The organism is Flavobacterium aciduliphilum (assembly GCF_003268855.1).
GTDB classification, from domain to species: Bacteria; Bacteroidota; Bacteroidia; order Flavobacteriales; family Flavobacteriaceae; genus Flavobacterium; species Flavobacterium aciduliphilum.
Map to the genome: position 1 here is coordinate 67,182 of NZ_QLSZ01000007.1, position 17,008 is coordinate 84,189.

Annotated in this window: 21 protein-coding genes; 20 read left to right on the plus strand and 1 reads right to left on the minus strand. The window is 32.6% G+C overall.

Annotated features, from left to right (window positions below):
* Nucleotides 1–23 precede the first annotated feature (23 nt).
* Genes CLV55_RS08655 through CLV55_RS08675 form a run of 5 tightly spaced genes read left to right on the plus strand, consistent with a single transcriptional unit; the run spans nt 24 to nt 4,296 of the window.
* Nucleotides 24–1,139 (plus strand): WG repeat-containing protein, encoded by a 1,116-nt coding sequence (locus tag CLV55_RS08655; RefSeq protein WP_112113359.1) that lies wholly within the window; start codon nt 24–26, stop codon nt 1,137–1,139.
* 17 nt (nt 1,140–1,156) lie between these two features.
* Complete coding sequence (gene fabG, locus CLV55_RS08660) at nt 1,157–1,888, plus strand: 3-oxoacyl-ACP reductase FabG (protein ID WP_112113360.1); 732 nt, start codon at nt 1,157–1,159, stop codon at nt 1,886–1,888.
* Nucleotides 1,889–1,896: 8 nt separating this feature from the next.
* Nucleotides 1,897–3,117, plus strand: coding sequence for a beta-ketoacyl-[acyl-carrier-protein] synthase family protein (locus CLV55_RS08665; protein WP_112113361.1), 1,221 nt, complete (start codon nt 1,897–1,899; stop codon nt 3,115–3,117).
* Nucleotides 3,118–3,122: 5 nt separating this feature from the next.
* A complete protein-coding gene (locus CLV55_RS08670) occupies nt 3,123–3,374 on the plus strand; it encodes an acyl carrier protein (protein WP_112113362.1) in 252 nt (83 codons plus the stop codon).
* 49 nt (nt 3,375–3,423) lie between these two features.
* Nucleotides 3,424–4,296: an LpxL/LpxP family acyltransferase gene (locus CLV55_RS08675; protein ID WP_112113363.1), complete on the plus strand. Its 873-nt coding sequence runs from the start codon at nt 3,424–3,426 to the stop codon at nt 4,294–4,296.
* A gap of 4 nt (nt 4,297–4,300) precedes the next feature.
* Here the strand turns inward: CLV55_RS08675 and CLV55_RS08680 are convergent, their stop codons facing one another.
* On the minus strand, nt 4,301–4,609 hold the full coding sequence (locus CLV55_RS08680) for a helix-turn-helix transcriptional regulator (RefSeq protein ID WP_112113364.1): 309 nt from the start codon (nt 4,607–4,609) through the stop codon (nt 4,301–4,303).
* Between the two features lie 26 nt (nt 4,610–4,635).
* Between CLV55_RS08680 and CLV55_RS08685 the strand changes: the two genes are divergently transcribed.
* From CLV55_RS08685 to CLV55_RS08755, 15 genes are read left to right on the plus strand one after another with little or no spacing between them, the layout of a single operon-like run.
* Nucleotides 4,636–5,148 (plus strand): methyltransferase family protein, encoded by a 513-nt coding sequence (locus tag CLV55_RS08685; protein ID WP_112113365.1) that lies wholly within the window; start codon nt 4,636–4,638, stop codon nt 5,146–5,148.
* Nucleotides 5,149–5,193: 45 nt separating this feature from the next.
* A complete protein-coding gene (locus CLV55_RS08690) occupies nt 5,194–6,852 on the plus strand; it encodes a phytoene desaturase family protein (protein ID WP_112113366.1) in 1,659 nt (552 codons plus the stop codon).
* 51 nt (nt 6,853–6,903) lie between these two features.
* On the plus strand, nt 6,904–7,818 hold the full coding sequence (locus CLV55_RS08695; protein ID WP_112113367.1) for an NADPH-dependent FMN reductase family protein: 915 nt from the start codon (nt 6,904–6,906) through the stop codon (nt 7,816–7,818).
* A gap of 2 nt (nt 7,819–7,820) precedes the next feature.
* Nucleotides 7,821–8,954, plus strand: a complete 1,134-nt coding sequence (locus tag CLV55_RS08700; protein ID WP_112113368.1) for a beta-ketoacyl-ACP synthase III — start codon at nt 7,821–7,823, stop codon at nt 8,952–8,954.
* Nucleotides 8,955–8,956: 2 nt separating this feature from the next.
* Nucleotides 8,957–9,397 (plus strand): hypothetical protein, encoded by a 441-nt coding sequence (locus CLV55_RS08705; protein WP_112113369.1) that lies wholly within the window; start codon nt 8,957–8,959, stop codon nt 9,395–9,397.
* 3 nt (nt 9,398–9,400) lie between these two features.
* The gene (locus CLV55_RS08710) at nt 9,401–9,859 is read left to right on the plus strand and encodes an ABC transporter permease (RefSeq protein WP_112113370.1); all 459 of its coding nucleotides are present in this window, start codon (nt 9,401–9,403) and stop codon (nt 9,857–9,859) included.
* Nucleotide 9,860: 1 nt separating this feature from the next.
* Nucleotides 9,861–10,265 (plus strand): hypothetical protein, encoded by a 405-nt coding sequence (locus tag CLV55_RS08715; RefSeq protein ID WP_112113371.1) that lies wholly within the window; start codon nt 9,861–9,863, stop codon nt 10,263–10,265.
* On the plus strand, nt 10,265–11,263 hold the full coding sequence (locus tag CLV55_RS08720) for a BtrH N-terminal domain-containing protein (RefSeq protein ID WP_112113372.1): 999 nt from the start codon (nt 10,265–10,267) through the stop codon (nt 11,261–11,263). Before CLV55_RS08715 ends, CLV55_RS08720 begins: the two co-directional genes overlap by 1 nt.
* On the plus strand, nt 11,263–12,018 hold the full coding sequence (locus CLV55_RS08725; protein ID WP_112113373.1) for an ABC transporter ATP-binding protein: 756 nt from the start codon (nt 11,263–11,265) through the stop codon (nt 12,016–12,018). Before CLV55_RS08720 ends, CLV55_RS08725 begins: the two co-directional genes overlap by 1 nt.
* Nucleotides 12,008–13,294, plus strand: coding sequence for an ABC transporter permease (locus tag CLV55_RS08730; protein WP_170122249.1), 1,287 nt, complete (start codon nt 12,008–12,010; stop codon nt 13,292–13,294). The genes CLV55_RS08725 and CLV55_RS08730 overlap by 11 nt, the downstream gene beginning before the upstream one ends.
* Nucleotides 13,269–13,721 (plus strand): acyl-CoA thioesterase, encoded by a 453-nt coding sequence (locus CLV55_RS08735; protein WP_112113374.1) that lies wholly within the window; start codon nt 13,269–13,271, stop codon nt 13,719–13,721. The genes CLV55_RS08730 and CLV55_RS08735 overlap by 26 nt, the downstream gene beginning before the upstream one ends.
* The gene (locus CLV55_RS08740) at nt 13,714–14,853 is read left to right on the plus strand and encodes a beta-ketoacyl synthase N-terminal-like domain-containing protein (protein WP_112113375.1); all 1,140 of its coding nucleotides are present in this window, start codon (nt 13,714–13,716) and stop codon (nt 14,851–14,853) included. Before CLV55_RS08735 ends, CLV55_RS08740 begins: the two co-directional genes overlap by 8 nt.
* The gene (locus CLV55_RS08745; protein ID WP_112113376.1) at nt 14,850–15,464 is read left to right on the plus strand and encodes a 3-oxoacyl-ACP synthase; all 615 of its coding nucleotides are present in this window, start codon (nt 14,850–14,852) and stop codon (nt 15,462–15,464) included. Before CLV55_RS08740 ends, CLV55_RS08745 begins: the two co-directional genes overlap by 4 nt.
* 11 nt (nt 15,465–15,475) lie before the next feature.
* A complete protein-coding gene (locus CLV55_RS08750) occupies nt 15,476–15,733 on the plus strand; it encodes a phosphopantetheine-binding protein (protein ID WP_112113377.1) in 258 nt (85 codons plus the stop codon).
* Between the two features lie 44 nt (nt 15,734–15,777).
* Complete coding sequence (locus CLV55_RS08755; RefSeq protein ID WP_112113378.1) at nt 15,778–16,968, plus strand: beta-ketoacyl-[acyl-carrier-protein] synthase family protein; 1,191 nt, start codon at nt 15,778–15,780, stop codon at nt 16,966–16,968.
* The last annotated feature ends 40 nt before the right edge of the window (nt 16,969–17,008 follow it).

Consider the following 17,008-nt stretch of genomic DNA (forward strand, 5'->3'; position numbering starts at 1 on the left):
TAGTATAACAAATCCAAAATAATATGAAAAAACTTATTTTTTTATGGGTAATAACAATTCAATTTGTTTCGGCTCAACAAGAGTTGGCTTTAGTAAGAAAAAACGGTAACTTTGGATATATTTCTAAAACGGGAGATTTTGTAATTCAGCCTAAATTCAAGAAAGCTAAAAATTTCTCAGACGGACTTGCTTCTGTAGAAGAAAATGGAAAATGGGGTTTTATTAACAACAAAGGGGAATGGGTTATTTCGGCAATATTTGATGAGGCCAAATATTTTAATTCAGGAATTTGTGTAGTTGCTAAGGATAAAAAATGGTTTTATATCAATAAAAAAGGAGAAACAATTCAATCACCTACTTCTGATAAAGTTTATGATTTTGATGATGGCATTGCATTTGTTAGGGTAGGAGAAAAGGTTGGATTAATCAATTCAAAGATGGAATTCGTTGTTGAACCAAAATATGAAGTAATTAAACCGTTTGAAAACGGCTATGCTCGAGTAAGAAATAATGATCGTTGGGGAATAATTGATAAAACTGGAAAAGTTGTTGTTGAACTGATTTATGATGAAATAGGGAATTATTATAAAAATACAACTTGGGCAAAAAACGGATCTGTTTTTGGGTTGGTAATTGATGGCAAATTTAAAGAAATAGCAGGAGTTGATAAAATTTGGGATTTTAGTATTAATGATATTACTTATGTACGTAAAAACAATAAAATGGGTTTTGTAGATCTAAATGGGAAATGGATAATTGAACCAAAATATGATAAAGTTCGTGCATTTGTAAACGATTTAGCTCCAGTTTGTGTTGATAAGAAATGGGGATACATTAATAGAAATGGGGATTTTATTGTTGAACCAATTTATGAAGATGCAGAAGTTTTTAGTCTCGATGGATTAGCGCCTGTAAAAGAGGTGAATTGGGGTTTTATTGACAGAACTGGTAAAGTGATTGTAGATACAAAATACGGAATATCGGCTGGTGGTGTTTTTGCAATTTTTAGAGATGATGAAAAAGGATTTGTAAATGGCCTAGCTAGAGTGAAAAATGAAGATAAATGGGGTTTTATTAAATTAGATGGTTCCGTTTTAGGAAATCAATGGTATCAAAATGCCGAATTGTTTAATAAATAATCAATAAAAATAGAGATATGAAATGTGCATTGGTAACAGGAGGTTCTAGAGGAATTGGAAGTGCGATTTGTCAGAAATTGGCAGAAGATAGCCAGTATCATATACTAATAAATTACCAATCAAATAGTGATGCGGCTCAAAAAACATTAGACGAAGTTGTTAAAAAAGGAGCAACTGCCGAATTGATTAAGTTCAATGTTGCTGATGCAGAAGATGTGAAAACGGCTTTAACAACTTGGCAAGAAGCCAATCCTGAAGCAATTGTAGAAGTGATAGTGAACAATGCCGGAATTACTAAAGACGGTCTTTTTATGTGGATGTCTCATGAAGATTGGACAAATGTAATCAATACAAGTTTGAACGGATTCTTTAATGTGACCAATTTTTTTATTCAAAGAATGTTACGTAACAAATATGGTAGAATAATCAATATGGTATCAGTGTCTGGAGTTAAAGGAACAGCTGGTCAAACTAATTATTCTGCAGCAAAAGGAGCAGTTGTTGCTGCTACCAAAGCCTTGGCTCAAGAAGTAGCAAAAAGGAATATTACCGTAAATGCCGTAGCTCCAGGATTTATCAGAACCGATATGACAGGCGATTTAGATGAAAAAGAATTAATAAAATTAGTGCCTGTAAATCGTTTTGGTGAAGCCGAAGAAGTGGCTGATTTAGTGAGTTTTCTAGTGTCAAAAAAAGCAAGCTATATTACTGGAGAAATAATAAATATTAATGGAGGAATCTATTCTTAATAAAATATATGGAAAGAAGAGTTGTAATTACAGGAATGGGGATTTATTCATGTATTGGAACTTCACTTGAAGAAGTAAAACAATCACTTTATGAAGGAAAATCAGGAATAGTTTATGATGAGGAACGTAAAGAATTTGGTTTTCAATCGGCCATTACAGGGATGGTTCCAAAACCCGATTTAAAAAATCTGTTAAATAGAAGACAACGTGTTAGCATAGGGGAAGAAACAGAATATGCTTATATGGCAACAATTGAAGCTCTGAAAAATGCCCAAATTGAGGATGCTTTTTTTGATGAAAATGAAGTAGGGATTATTTATGGTAATGATAGTGTTTCAAAAGCGATTATTGATGCAACAGACATTATTCGAGAAAAAAAAGATACCGCATTGATAGGGTCAGGGGCAATTTTTAAATCGATGAACTCTACCATTACAATGAATTTGTCGACTATTTTTAGGTTACGAGGGATAAATATGTCCATCAGTGCTGCATGTGCAAGTGGTTCGCATTCCGTTGGGTTAGCGTATTTGTTAATCAAACAGGGCTTGCAGGATATTGTAATTTGCGGAGGGGCACAAGAAATTAATAAATATGCTATGGCTAGCTTTGACGGATTGGGAGTTTTTTCTCCAAATGAGCAAGAACCCTATAAAGCATCTAGACCCTTTGATGCTAATAGAGACGGATTAGTGCCAAGTGGAGGAGGTGCAACGTTGATAATTGAAAGCTATGAATCGGCAGTTGAACGTGGAGCACCAATCATTGCAGAAATTGTTGGGTATGGATTTTCATCAAATGGAGGACATATATCAACTCCCAATGTTGATGGTCCTGCAACTGCTATGCGAAGAGCATTAGAACAAGCAGGGATGCAACCAAGTGAAGTGGGTTATATTAATGCTCATGCCACTTCAACACCTGTTGGTGATGCAAATGAAGCCAAAGCTATTTTTGAGGTTTTTGGTGAAAATGGACCCTATGTTAGTTCAACAAAATCCATGACAGGTCACGAATGTTGGATGGCAGGTGCAAGTGAAATTATCTATTCTACTTTGATGATGCAAAATTCTTTTATTGCGCCAAATATTAATTTTGAAACACCTGATGAAGATTCTGAAAAGATAAATTTAGTTAACAAAACGTTAAACAAAAAATTTGATGTATATTTGTCAAATTCTTTCGGATTTGGAGGGACAAATTCGGCAATTGTTGTTAAGAAAATTTAATTTATATGAGCACACAAGAAATCTTAAGCAAGATTAATGAAATTTTAGTAGATGAATTTGAAGTAGATGCTGATGTAATCACGCCTGAAGCCAATTTAAAAGATACTTTAGGTTTAGATAGTTTAGATTATGTTGATTTGGTAGTTACAATTGAATCAAATTTTGGTGTTAAACTAGGGGAGGCAGATTTTGTAGGTATAGAAACTTTTCAAAATTTTTACGATCTATTAGAAGCAAAACTTAAACTTAAAAATTAATTATAATAGAACTTGGAATTTTAGATTCTATGTTCTAAATTCTAAACATATGAGCCAATGGGATGGTAAATCTAAAGGGACTCTTTTAGGATATAAAATATTTGTTTTCTGTATAAAAAAGCTCGGAATTAAAACGTCTTACATTGTTTTAGTTTTTGTAGCTTTTTATTATTTTTTATTCCTAAAGAAAAGTAATCAAGCAATATTCACCTATTTTCATAGGAGACTTGGTTATTCTTATTTTAAATCAAAACGAATGGTATACAAAAGTTATTTTACTTTTGGGCAAACCATAATTGATAAAGTGGCTATTTCAGCAGGATTAAGAAATAAATTTACTTATGAATTTGATGGGATTGATGTGTTAAATCAATTGCTAAAAGATAAAAAAGGTGGGGTTTTAATAAGTGCTCATATTGGGAATTTTGAAATAGCCGAACATTTTTTTGGAGAAATTGATTATGATTGTCAAATTAACTTGGTTACAACCGATAGAGAACACTCGGTTATAAAAGAATATTTGGAGTCAGTAACCAAAAAATCATCAATAAAATTTATTTTTATCAAAGACGACATGTCTCATATCTTTGAAATTAACAACGCTTTAGAAAGAAATGAGCTGATATGTTTTACAGGTGATCGTTATTTTGAAGGGACTAAATGTCTATCGGCTCCAATTTTGGGGGAAGAGGCGAATTTCCCTGCGGGACCTTTTTTAATAGCCTCCCGATTAAAAGTTCCCGTTGTCTTTGTGTATGTAATGAAAGAGCCTAATTTACATTATCATTTGTATGCCCGAAAATCGGAAGCTAAATACAGAGACGAAAAAGCACTTTTAGCAAGTTATATAGAAAGTGTAGAGTCTATGTTAAATAAGTATCCGTTACAATGGTTCAATTTTTTTGATTTTTGGAAAATATAAGAAACTAATCTTCAAATTTTTCCGAAAAAAAATCTTCTAAACTTATTTGATGAATTTCTAAAATCTTCAAAAGGTTTTTAATAGTAAAATTTGTGCCTTTTTCCATTCTCCAATACTGAATTCTTGATAAATCATGTTGATGTGCAAAGTTTTCATAACTCGTATAACCTTTTTCGATACGAAGTTTTTTAAGCTTTGTGGCTATTTTACTTATAATTAAATCGTATTGTCTGCTATCTTCCATGATGAGGTAAAATTCATATTTTTGATTTAATTTTTTTGCTTCAAATATGATGTTTCGTAAAAGATACATATATTTGTGTTTTAAAAATTTTTATTATGATGAGTTTTGTTAGGAGACAATTTGATGCAGTTATTTATGGTTTTATAGGACCTTTTGCTATTGCTTACATATTCCCTCATTTTTTTATGGAATTAGAAGAAAAATTTATCTGTACATTTTTAAAAAATAGTATTTTAAATATATTGGGAGTAATAATGCTAAACTTAGGTGGTCTTTTAGCGATATGGTGTACTATAGTTATGTATAAATCAAAAAAAGCTTCACCAAGTCCTTTTTCACAGCCAAAAAAATTGATTACAAAAGGACCTTATAAAATTGTAAGACACCCAATGATGTGGGCTTTACATTTTGTAATAATTGGACAGATATTTGTAAATACTTCTCCTTTTATTATTATTTGGTTTTTAATTTGGTTGAGATTCTCAGTTATTTTTGTAGATAAATATGAAGAACCATATTTGATATCTGTTTTTGGAGAAGATTATTTACAGTATTGTTTAAAGACTCCGAGATGGATTCCTTTTACTGGAAGAATTAAATCAAATTAATAATTTAATGAAAATCCTTTTGTACTTTAGCAGAATATATTAAGTATGGAAGTAGAATATGACGCAATAATTATTGGTTCTGGAGTTGGTGGATTGGCAACAGCTATTTGCTTGGCTCGAGCGGGACTAAAGGTGCTCGTTTTAGAACAGCATTATGTGCCAGGAGGTTGGAGTCATAGTTTTACACTTCGAGGACAACGATTTAGTCCAGGAGTTCATTATGTAGGACTTTTAGATGAAGGACAATCACTAAATGAATTATACAAAGGACTTGGAATTGCCAACGATTTGGTTTTCTTTAGAATGAATCCACAAGCCTACGAGCATTGTTTAATTGGTAATGAAAAAATTGATTATCCATCTGGGATAGAAAATCTTGAAAAAACACTTTCTGAACGCTTTCCAAAAGAAGCAAAAAATATTAAAGAATATTTAGCTCTAGTTGTTAAAGTTAATTATGAATTGCAATTGATGCCTAAACTTAAAGGATGGTGGCAAAAAATTACAGTTCCATTTCGGACTAAACATTTTGGTAAATTTTCTCTTTTTTCACTAAAAAGAGTAGTAGGTTGGCATGTTAAAGATCCATTGCTTCAAACGGTTTTAAATATTCAATGTGGCGATCACGGTTTGCCTCCAAATAAGGCTTGCTTTCCAGTGCATACTTCCGTTATGGGTCATTATTTTGATGGTGGTTTTTATCCTATGGGTGGAGGCGGAGGCATTGTAAAAGCAATGACTAATCAAATAAAAAAGCAAGGTGGTGAAATTAGAATAAAGCAAACCGTAGAAAAAATTATTATTCAAAACAACAAAGCAATCGGAGTGAAAATTAAAGACGGAGCTACGATTTACGCAAAAAATATCATTTCCAATGCAGATCCTTCCACGACTTATTTGAAATTAATAGGGAAAGAGAATATCAGTAAAAAACTAACTAAGAAACTAGAAAAAACAAAGTATTCAGTAACTTCATTAATTCTGTTTTTAACTTTAGATGTGGATGTAACAAAGTTCGGAATTGATTCTGGAAATATTTGGATGTTGAAAGATGAGAAATTAGATGACCATTTTAATTCGTTAGTGTCTGAAGATGTTACCCTAGGTAAAGAATTTCCTGCTTTTTTCTTGAGTTGTACAACCTTAAAAGACCCTACAAGTTTTAATGGTAGATATCATAATTTTGAAGTGGTAACTTATGTTAATTATGATGCCATTCCAAAATTTAAAGGTGACAAGGATTATCATTGTACCGAATATCAGGAATTTAAAGATAAAATTATTGCTAAGTTTTTAAATAATATTGAAAAAATAATACCAGGAGCTAAGGATAGTATAATTCAAGTTGAACTAGGCACTCCATTAACCAATGAATTTTATATCAATTCAACCCAAGGGAATGTGTATGGTACTGAAAAAACCCTCCATCAAGTAGGACCATTTTCATATAAAAATAAAACAGAAATTGAGAATTTATTTTTATGTGGAGCGAGTACGCTTTCTCATGGAGTCGCTGGAGCTACACATTCTGGATTAGCTACAGCGGCGGCTATATTAGATTGCCATCCTGATGATTTTTTGATTCCTGATGAAACCCAAAAAATTAGAATTTATGACGCTGAAGATTCAACAAGTTGGCCCAACTGGGTTCATGTAAAGCGTTCAGATAAAATAAGAACTTTTAAGGATTTAAAGATTGTTTAACGATTTTAAGTAAATTTTAAGCTAAATTTGCATTCTTAAAAAAATAAATTAATGAAGAACGTTCTTGTTATCTATTATTCACAGTCGGGGCAATTGAAATCCATTGCGGAAAAAATTGCATACCCGCTATTGAATTCAGATGAAATTAACGTTGTCTTTTATGAAATTAAATTGGAAGAATCATTTCCCTTTCCTTGGGATAAAGAATCTTTTTTTGATGTCTTTCCCGAGTCTTTTTTGCAAATTCCAACAACGATAAAACCTGTTCCCGAAGAAATTATAAATACTAAATTTGATTTAATTCTTTTGCACTATCAAGTTTGGTATTTAACCCCATCAATTCCAATAAACTCGTTTTTAAAATCTGACCAAGCTAAACAATTGTTAAAAAACACAGCCGTTGTTACGATTAATGGTTCTAGAAACATGTGGATAATGGCTCAAGAAAAAATAAAAGTATTGTTAAAGCAAAATGAAGCTTTACTAAAAGGCAATATTGCGCTTGTTGATAGAGCTGGAAATTTAATTAGCGTAGTTACTATCGTAGAATGGATGTTTAGTGGAATTAAAAAGAAATATCTTGGAATTTTTCCACTTCCAGGTGTCTCTGAAAAGGATATTAATGAATCAAAAAAATTTGGTGATGTTATTAAAATAGCACTTTTGAATGATGAATTTGAAGATTTACAACCTAAACTAATAGACGTAGGTGCTGTCAAAGTGAGTTCATATCTTGCCTCTGTAGATCGTACAGGTAATAAAATCTTCGCAAAGTGGTCAAACTTTATTAAAACCAGAAAAAATTCAAGAAAAATTTGGTTAAAAGCGTTTTATGTATATTTATTACTCGCAATTTGGCTAATCTCGCCAATTGTATATATATTGCATGTCTTTTTATATCCTTTAAAAATTAATAAAATAAAGAAAGAAATTCAGTACTATCAAGGTATTGAATACAAAATATAAATATGTTCGAAGTCTATATTACAAAAGCAGGGAAATTTTTGCCAAACGATCCAATTTCAAATGACGAAATGGAACGTTATTTGGGGCTTATAAATGAAGCTGCTTCAAAAGCAAGGAGAATAATCTTAAGAAACAATGGTATTACTTCACGTTATTATGCGTTAGATAAAGCAGGCAATTCGACACACTCTAATGCTGAAATGGCTCATTTAGCTATAGAAAAATTGTTTGATAATACTTTTTCAAAAAATGATGTAGAATTGTTATCCTGCGGAACTTCAACGCCCGATTTAATGTTGCCTTCTCATGCTGCTATGGTTCATGGATTGATGAAAAATAAATCGGTAGAATTAAATTCATCTTCTGGAGTATGTTGTTCAGGGATGAATGCCCTAAAATTTGCATTTCTTTCAATAAAATCCGGGAGTACAAAAAATGCGATTTGTTCTGCCTCTGAAAGACCTTCTTCTTGGATGATTGCGGATAAATATGAAAATGAAGTTGTCAATCTTAAAAAAATCGAAGAACAACCCATCATTGCATTCAAGAAAGATTTTCTCCGTTGGATGTTGTCCGATGGAGCAGGTGCTTTTTTATTAGAAAACAAACCAAAAGGAAATATTTCTCTCAAAATTGAATGGATGGAAGCCTTTTCTTATGCTCATGAAATAGAAGCATGCATGTATGCAGGTGGAGATAAAATTGAAAATGGAGAAATGAAATCATGGAGTGATTATAAATCGAGTGAATGGCTAACAGAATCAGTATTTTCTATCAAACAAGATGTAAAACTTTTGGATAAGTATATTCTTGAAAAAGGTTCTGAAAGTATGAAAATAGCTCTAGAAAAGAATCATGTACAAGCTGATGATATAGATTACTTTTTACCCCATGTTTCATCACACTATTTTGTTAATGGACTTCATAAATCACTTGCTGAAAAAGGGATGAATATTCCAAGAGAGAAATGGTTTATGAATTTGAAAGACGTTGGCAATATTGGTGCAGCTTCAATCTATTTGATGCTAGAAGAACTTATGTATTCGGGTAAGCTTGAAAAAGGAAATAAAGTACTTTTATCGGTTCCTGAAAGTGGTAGATTTTCGTATGCGTATGCGTATTTAACCGTGTGCTAATTATGGATAATTCAGCAGTTTTTCCAATAATAGATAAAGAATTTGTCGGGAAATTAATTCCGCAAAAATTTCCATTTGTAATGGTCGACAAAGTCTTGGCTTTTGCAGAAAATGAAATAACGTCTGGATTTACAATCCTTGCAGAAAATATTTTTGTAGAAAATATGGTTTTTCAAGAATCGGGATTAATTGAACACATGGCACAATCGGTCGCGCTATATACTGGGTACCAATTTTATTTAAAACAAGAGCCAGCTCCGACAGGATATATTGGTTCTATAAAGTCAATTGAAATCAAACAATTACCAAAATTAGGTCAAGAAATTGAGACTACCGTTAACGTACTTCAAGAGTTTATGGGAGTTACGTTGGTAGATATTTCTTCAAAAGTTAATAATGTAGAAATTGCACGAGGTCAAATGAAAACCGTTTTGGCACATTAAAAAATGCAGCATAATACCAATACCATATCAATTCAAGATTATTTGCCGCATCGTGCTCCGATGCTTATGGTAGATTTAATATTGGAATTAAGCCACCAAGAAGTAAAAACTATTTTAGATATAAAAAAAGACAATGTTTTTGTTGAGAATGATGTTTTTGCCGAAATTGGATTGGTAGAAAATGCCGCTCAAACGTGTTCTGCCATAGTAGGGCAATCGTTTTTTTTAGATGACAATCAAGAAATAAAACAAGATATTAAAGTTATCGGTTTTATTAGCGGAATTAAAAAAGTAAAAGTGTATGATTTGGCTAAAGTAGGCGATGTCATCCAAACCAATTCGGTTTTGGTTTCACGATTCGATAATGATAGTTACAGTATTTGCACCATGAGTACAGAGACGTATGTTGAAGATAAATTAATTTTTGAAGCTGAAATGAATCTTTTTATCCAAGAAAATTAAGATGAAACAAGAAGAAGTCCCACAAGATAAAAGTAATCTATCCTCTAAAAATGTTAGAGAATTGTGTTACGCTACCGATAAAGACGGAAATTACACCACCGTTTTAAGTGAAGGATGGGAACCTAAAACGATAGCTTTGAATAATTCCATTCAAGATATTGAAGAACGAATTGAACTTGCTAAAGCAGATGTAAAAGCTGGAAAAACAAGCCCAATTGTATATTTCATGGAATTACATAAAATGGATTTAATTGTGCTTTCTGATTATGTTGGAATGTGGAAATGGCGTGTAAAAAGACATTTTAAACCCTCTGTTTTTGCCAAATTAAACGACAAGATTTTGAACAAATATGCAGAAGCTTTTGAAGTAACTGTAGCACAACTTAAGAACTACAAAGGAGAATAATGGAAACTAATTTTATTCATCATCAATCAGCGCATTGCGAAAATGGTGTTGCTTCGAATCTTTTGAAGCATCAAGGAATAAACATTAGTGAACCTATGGTTTTCGGAATAGGTTCTGGATTGTTCTTTTTTTATTTTCCACTTCTAAAAGTCAATCACGCGCCCGCAATCAGTTACCGTCCAATGCCTGGTTTTATTTTTAATAAAGCTGCTAAACGATTGGGAATTAAAGTAAAAAGAGTCAAATTTTCCAATCCTATTCAAGCACAAAAAGCTTTGGAAGAAAATTTAAGAAGTAATATTCCAACAGGTTTGCAAGTTGGGGTTTATAATTTGACGTATTTTCCAGACGAATATCGATTCCATTTCAATGCCCATAATTTAGTGGTGTATGGAAAAATGGGTGATACTTTTTTGATTAGTGATCCCGTAATGGAAACGACTACGATTTTGACTGAAAAAGAATTGGAAAAAGTGCGTTTTGCAAAAGGGGCATTGGCCCCAAAAGGGCACATGTACTTCCCAATTTACGTTCCGAAAGAAATGGATTGGGAAAAAGCAATCAAAAAGGGAATCAAAAATACATGCAACGATATGCTTGCTCCAGTTCCTATTGTTGGAGTAAAAGCCATTCGAACTATAGCCCATCAAATTAAAAAATGGCCTGCCAAAAAGGGAATTAAAGTTACTAATCACTATTTGGCTCAAATGGTTAGAATGCAAGAAGAAATTGGTACAGGTGGCGGTGGATTCCGATTTATTTATGCTGCTTTTTTACAAGAAGCATCGAGTATTTTAAAAAATGATGCCCTTAAAAAATTATCCATAGAAATGACTTCCATCGGAGATTTATGGCGCGATTTCGCTGTAAATGCTTCAAGAGTATACAAAAACAGAAGCAATCAAACCGATGTGTACAACAGTTTGTCTAACGAATTAATTCATATAGCCGATTTAGAAGAAGCGTTTTTCAAGAAATTAAAAAAAGCAATCCAATAATGACCAATTCCATCATCGAAGTTAATCAACTTTATAAAAAATATAAAGAGGCTGACGATTTTTCTGTCAATAACATGAGTTTAGTTGTTGAAGAAAAAGAGATTTTTGGTTTGTTAGGACCCAATGGTGCTGGAAAAACGACATTACTTTCTATGTTATGTGGTTTGATAAAACCTACTTCGGGAACTTTTGCTATCAATCATTTGACTTATGATAAAAATGCGAATGACATAAAAAAAATTATTGGTGTTGTACCTCAAGAATATGCATTGTATCCTACGTTAACGGCCAAAGAAAATTTAATGTATTTTGGTAGTATGTATGGATTGAAAGGCAAAGATTTGAATAAAAAAGTTGATAAAACCTTGGAGTATCTAGGGCTTTTAAAGTTTTCAAATAAAAAAATTGACACATTTTCGGGTGGAATGAAACGTCGAGTGAATTTGATTGCTGGAATTCTTCACAATCCGAAAGTGTTGTTTCTTGATGAGCCAACCGTTGGAGTTGACGTGCAATCTAAAAATGTAATTATTGAGTATTTGAAAGAACTCAATTCAAAAGGAACAACTATCATTTACACATCTCATCATTTATCGGAAGCACAAGATTTTTGTACCAAAATAGCCATTATTGATAGAGGGAAAATTTATGCTGAAGGCACTCCAAATGCCTTAATTTCGGGAACGCCCAATGCACACAATTTAGAAGATGTTTTTATTTCACTAACCGGTAAAGAACTTCGAGATGCTATATAAATTTTGGATGACGGTAAAAAAAGAACTCTTGTTACTTCAAAGAGATTTCGGCGGATTGGTGATACTTTTTGTAATGCCATTAGTCCTTATTATTACCATTACACTCATTCAAAATTCTGCTTTCAAGTCACTTTCAGAAAATAAAATTCCAATTCTTTTGGTGGATTATGATAATGGTTCGATTTCCAAAACCGTGAAAGACAACCTTAATAAAAACGGTTCTTTTAGCATTGTTTCGAAAATACACGGAATCAAATTAAATGAAACTTCAGCCAAAGAAGCTGTTTTTAAAGGGGAATACCAATTAGCGATTATTATTCCTGAAAAATTGAGCGTTGATTTACAAACTAAAGTCGACCAAAATGTCAACAAAATTTTGAGTGGTTTTGGGGTGACTGATTCTGCCAATACAATAAAAAATGGAGATGTTATAGGTCAAAAGGAAGTGCGTTTATATTTCGATCCTGCGACACAAATGACTTTCAAAAATGCGGTTAAAAGTGCCATTGATAAAATGATTTCGCAAATTGAAACCCAATCGATTTACAAAACATTTCAGGATCAATTAGGTGAAAGCAATAATCCAATTTTTGATCAAAAAAGCTTTATTGCATTTAAAGAAATTGTTCCAACTGTAAATAATAAAGAAATTTTACCCAATTCGGTACAACACAATGTTCCGGCATGGTCATTGTTTGCCATATTCTTTATTGTAGTGCCTTTGTCTATCAATATTGTTAAAGAAAAAGGTCAAGGAACACAAATTCGATTAATCACAAATCCGGTGCCTTACGCGATTTTAATTGCAGGAAAAACAGCGACTTATTTACTCATTTGTCTGATTCAGTTTTTGTTGATGGTAGCCGTAGGAGTTTATATATTCCCTTTTTTGGATTTACCAGTTTTAGATGTTTCAGGAAAAATAATGCTAATGATGAACGTAGCTTTTTTTTCAGGATTAGCGGCTATTGGCTTCGGAATTTTACTAGGAACAGTTGCTAAAACGCATGAACAATCTGCCCCTTTTGGCGCTACATCAGTTGTGATTTTAGCTGCCATTGGAGGTGTTTGGGTTCCTGTTTTTGCGATGCCTAAAGTAATGCAATATGTTTCCCATATCTCGCCAATGAATTGGGGATTGAACGCATTTTATGACGTGCTTTTGCGTAACGGGAGTATCCTAGAAATTTTACCCGAAATTATTTTCTTACTTTTGTTTTTTATAACCACAATCACCATAGCCATTCTGTATGATAAAAAGAAAAGAGCAGTATAACGAAGCAACAGAATTAACGATTTCTAAAGAAATTCGTGTACGTTTTAACGAAACAGATCCGCTCGGAATTGTTTGGCATGGCTATTATATTACGTATTTTGAGGATGGTCGCGAGGCTTTTGGTCGCCATCACGGCATATCATATTTAGATGTTCACGAGCATGGTTATACAACACCAATTGTAAAATCGGTTTGTGAACACAAATTGTCCTTGCGTTATGGCGATGTGGCTCGAATTGAAACTACCATTGTCAAAACGCCTGCGGCTAAAATGATTTTCAGGTATAAAATATTTGATGTAAACAATGAAATTGCTTGTACTGGTGAAACAGTTCAGGTTTTTGTGGATAAAAATGGAGATTTGAACTTGAATTGCCCACCATTTTACGAAGAATGGAAGCGAAAAGTAGGTTTGGCAGATGAGTAAAAATTGTTACATAATTCAAACCAATTGCGTAACGCCTTTAGGATTTGATGTTAATTCGAATTTTGAAGCGATGCTGAATGGAGATTCCGGAATTCAATGTCATAAAAATTCACCTTTGTTAGGCAGTTCTTTTTATGCGGCTACTATTGATTCTACTCAATTAGATGTTGCATTTAGTAAAGTTGAATGCAATGCTGAATTTTCTAGATTAGAAAAAATGCTGATTTTAAGCTTGCAACCGATAATTTCCAAACAAAAAGTAACTCCGAAATCGGTTTTTATCCTGTCAACAACCAAAGGGAATATTACAGCCTTAGAAAACAAAGAATATCCTATTGAAGGCACTTATTTATCAGTTTTAGCCAAAAAAATTGCATTGTATTTTGGTTTTACAACGGAACCTATTGTGGTTTCAAATGCTTGTGTTTCGGGTGTTTTAGCTGTTGCAGTAGCCAATCGTATGATTCAAGCAGGAGTTTATGAAGAAGCCTTTTTAGTAGCTGGCGATGAGGTTTCTGAATTTGTGTTGTCTGGGTTTAATTCGTTTCAAGCTATGAGCGAAAATCCTTGTAAACCATATGATAAAGATCGAAATGGTGTTACTTTAGGAGAAGCAACAGCAGCAGTCTATATTTCGTCCGACGAAAGCAAAATAGGGAAGGGATCAATAAAAATTTTAGGTGATGGTTCGGTTAACGATGCCAATCATATTTCGGGACCTTCAAGAACAGGCGAAGGTTTGTATCGAAGTATTTCAAGTGCTCTCAAAGAAGCTTATATCAATCCGCATCAAATAGATTATCTCTCGGCACATGGAACGGCAACGTTATATAATGATGAAATGGAAGCGATTGCTTTCAGTCGTTTGGGTTTGCAAAATGTTCCAATAAACAGTTACAAAGGATTTTTTGGTCATACATTAGGTGCTTCAGGATTATTAGAAACAGTTTTTGCTATTGAATGTGCCAATCGCAATCAGCTTATAGCATCCAAAGGATATAATGAAAATGGAGTGTCACAAAATATCAATATAATTCATAAAAATGCAAAAAAAGAAATTACCTATTTCTTGAAAACCGCCTCTGGCTTTGGAGGTTGTAATACAGCAGTTGTCTTTGAAAAAATAAAATGAATACAGAAAACTACATATCAAAGTATTGTCAAATAGAAAATAACACTGTTTTTGTAAATGGTGAAAAACTATTTGAACTAAAAGATGTTGGCTTTTCTGAATTTATCAAAAATGCGTACAAAGAGTTTGAAATTGAATATCCTAAATTTTTTAAAATGGATAATTTGAGTAAATTAGCCTTTGTAACATCAGAAATTATTTTGAAAGATGTATGCGAAAAGGACCAAGAAAATGATATTGCCATTGTTTTTGCCAACCAATCGTCAAGTTTGGATACAGATGTAAAATATCAAAATTCAATTCAAGATAAAGAAAATTATTTTCCAAGCCCTGCCGTATTTGTTTATACGTTACCCAATATTTGCGTAGGCGAAATCAGTATCAAACACCAACTAAAATCAGAAAATGCATTTTTTGTTTTTGAAAATTTTAATACTAAATTTATAACCAATTATGCTAATCAACTCATAAAATCGAGAAAAGCAGAAAGCGTTCTTTGTGGATGGGTGGAGTTTTATCAAGAAAAATATAAATCATTTGTATATTTGGTGAGTAAAGATGGACTACTATTTCACAACGAGAAAAATATAAATACACTATACAATAAATAATAATTATTATTATGGAATCATTAAAAGTAGAATTAAAAGCAAAGATTATTGAAGTTTTAAATTTAGAAGATATTTCAGTAGAAGATATTAATGATAACGATCCTCTTTTTGGTGAAGGATTGGGTTTGGATTCAATAGATGCATTAGAACTAATAGTACTGTTAGATAAAAATTATGGAATTAAGTTAACAGACCCAAAAGATGGTAAGGCAATCTTTCAATCTGTTGAAACTATGGCAGCTTTTATTGCTGCAAACAGAAAGAAGTAATTTTAAAATTTGAATTTAAAGTATAGAAATTACAATTTCAAAAAATGAAAATAGCAATAACTGGAATGGGAATAATTTCTGCAATCGGTAATACGGTTGAAGAAAATTATAATGCTTTAATCTCAGGCAAAATGGGTATTACTGATATTGAATATATTGATACTATTCACAAAAATGAGATAAAAGTAGGTGAAATCAAATTTACCAACCAACAGTTAGAGCAACTTTTACAACTACCACAAGATAATAATTTTTCTAGAACGGCTATGTTGGCCACTATTGCTGCTAAACAAGCTGTTGAAAATGCTAAAATTCAGGATATTAACGAATGTAAAACGGGATTCATTTCCGCTACAAGTGTAGGCGGAATGGACATGACTGAACGTTTTTATTACGAATATTTTGATAATGAAAGTTGTAGAAAATACATTAAGAGCCAAGATGCTGGTGATACAACTCACAATACGGCACATTATTTAGGGTTAAAAGGTCTTGTAACCGCTATTAGTACCGCTTGTTCTTCAGCGGCTAATGCCATCATGATGGGAGCTAAACTTATCGAAACAGGACAATTAGATCGCGTTATTGTGGGCGGAACAGATGCCTTGTCGAAATTCACCATCAATGGATTCAAAACGTTAATGATTCTTTCAGATACCTACAATACGCCTTTTGATAACAATCGTAAAGGTTTGAATTTAGGAGAAGCCGCCGCTTATTTAGTATTAGAATCGGAAAACATTGTAAAAAAGAACAACAAACAAGTTTTGGCTTACATAACAGGTTTTGGTAATGCAAATGATGCGTTCCATCAAACAGCTTCTTCTGAAAATGGGGAAGGAGCTTTTTTAGCTATGCAAAAAGCGCTAAAAATGGCAAATCTTGACCCAAGTGATATTGATTATATCAATGCCCACGGGACTGCAACGCCCAATAACGATTTATCGGAAGGACGTGCCATAATTAGAATTTTTAATGAGGACGCACCTGAATTCAGCTCTACAAAACCATTTACTGGGCATACATTAGCCGCCGCCGCCGCCATTGAAGCAGTTTATAGCGTATTGGCTTTACAAAATGACATCATGTTTCCAAATAAAAACTTCCAAACACCTATGGAAGAATTCAATTTAAGACCTATAACAAAATTAACACAAAAACCATTACAACACGTTTTATCTAATTCCTTTGGGTTTGGGGGGAATTGTTCTACAGTAATTTTTTCGAAAAGCTAGGTTGATAAGAATATATCAGAATACTAAATCTAAAATGTCT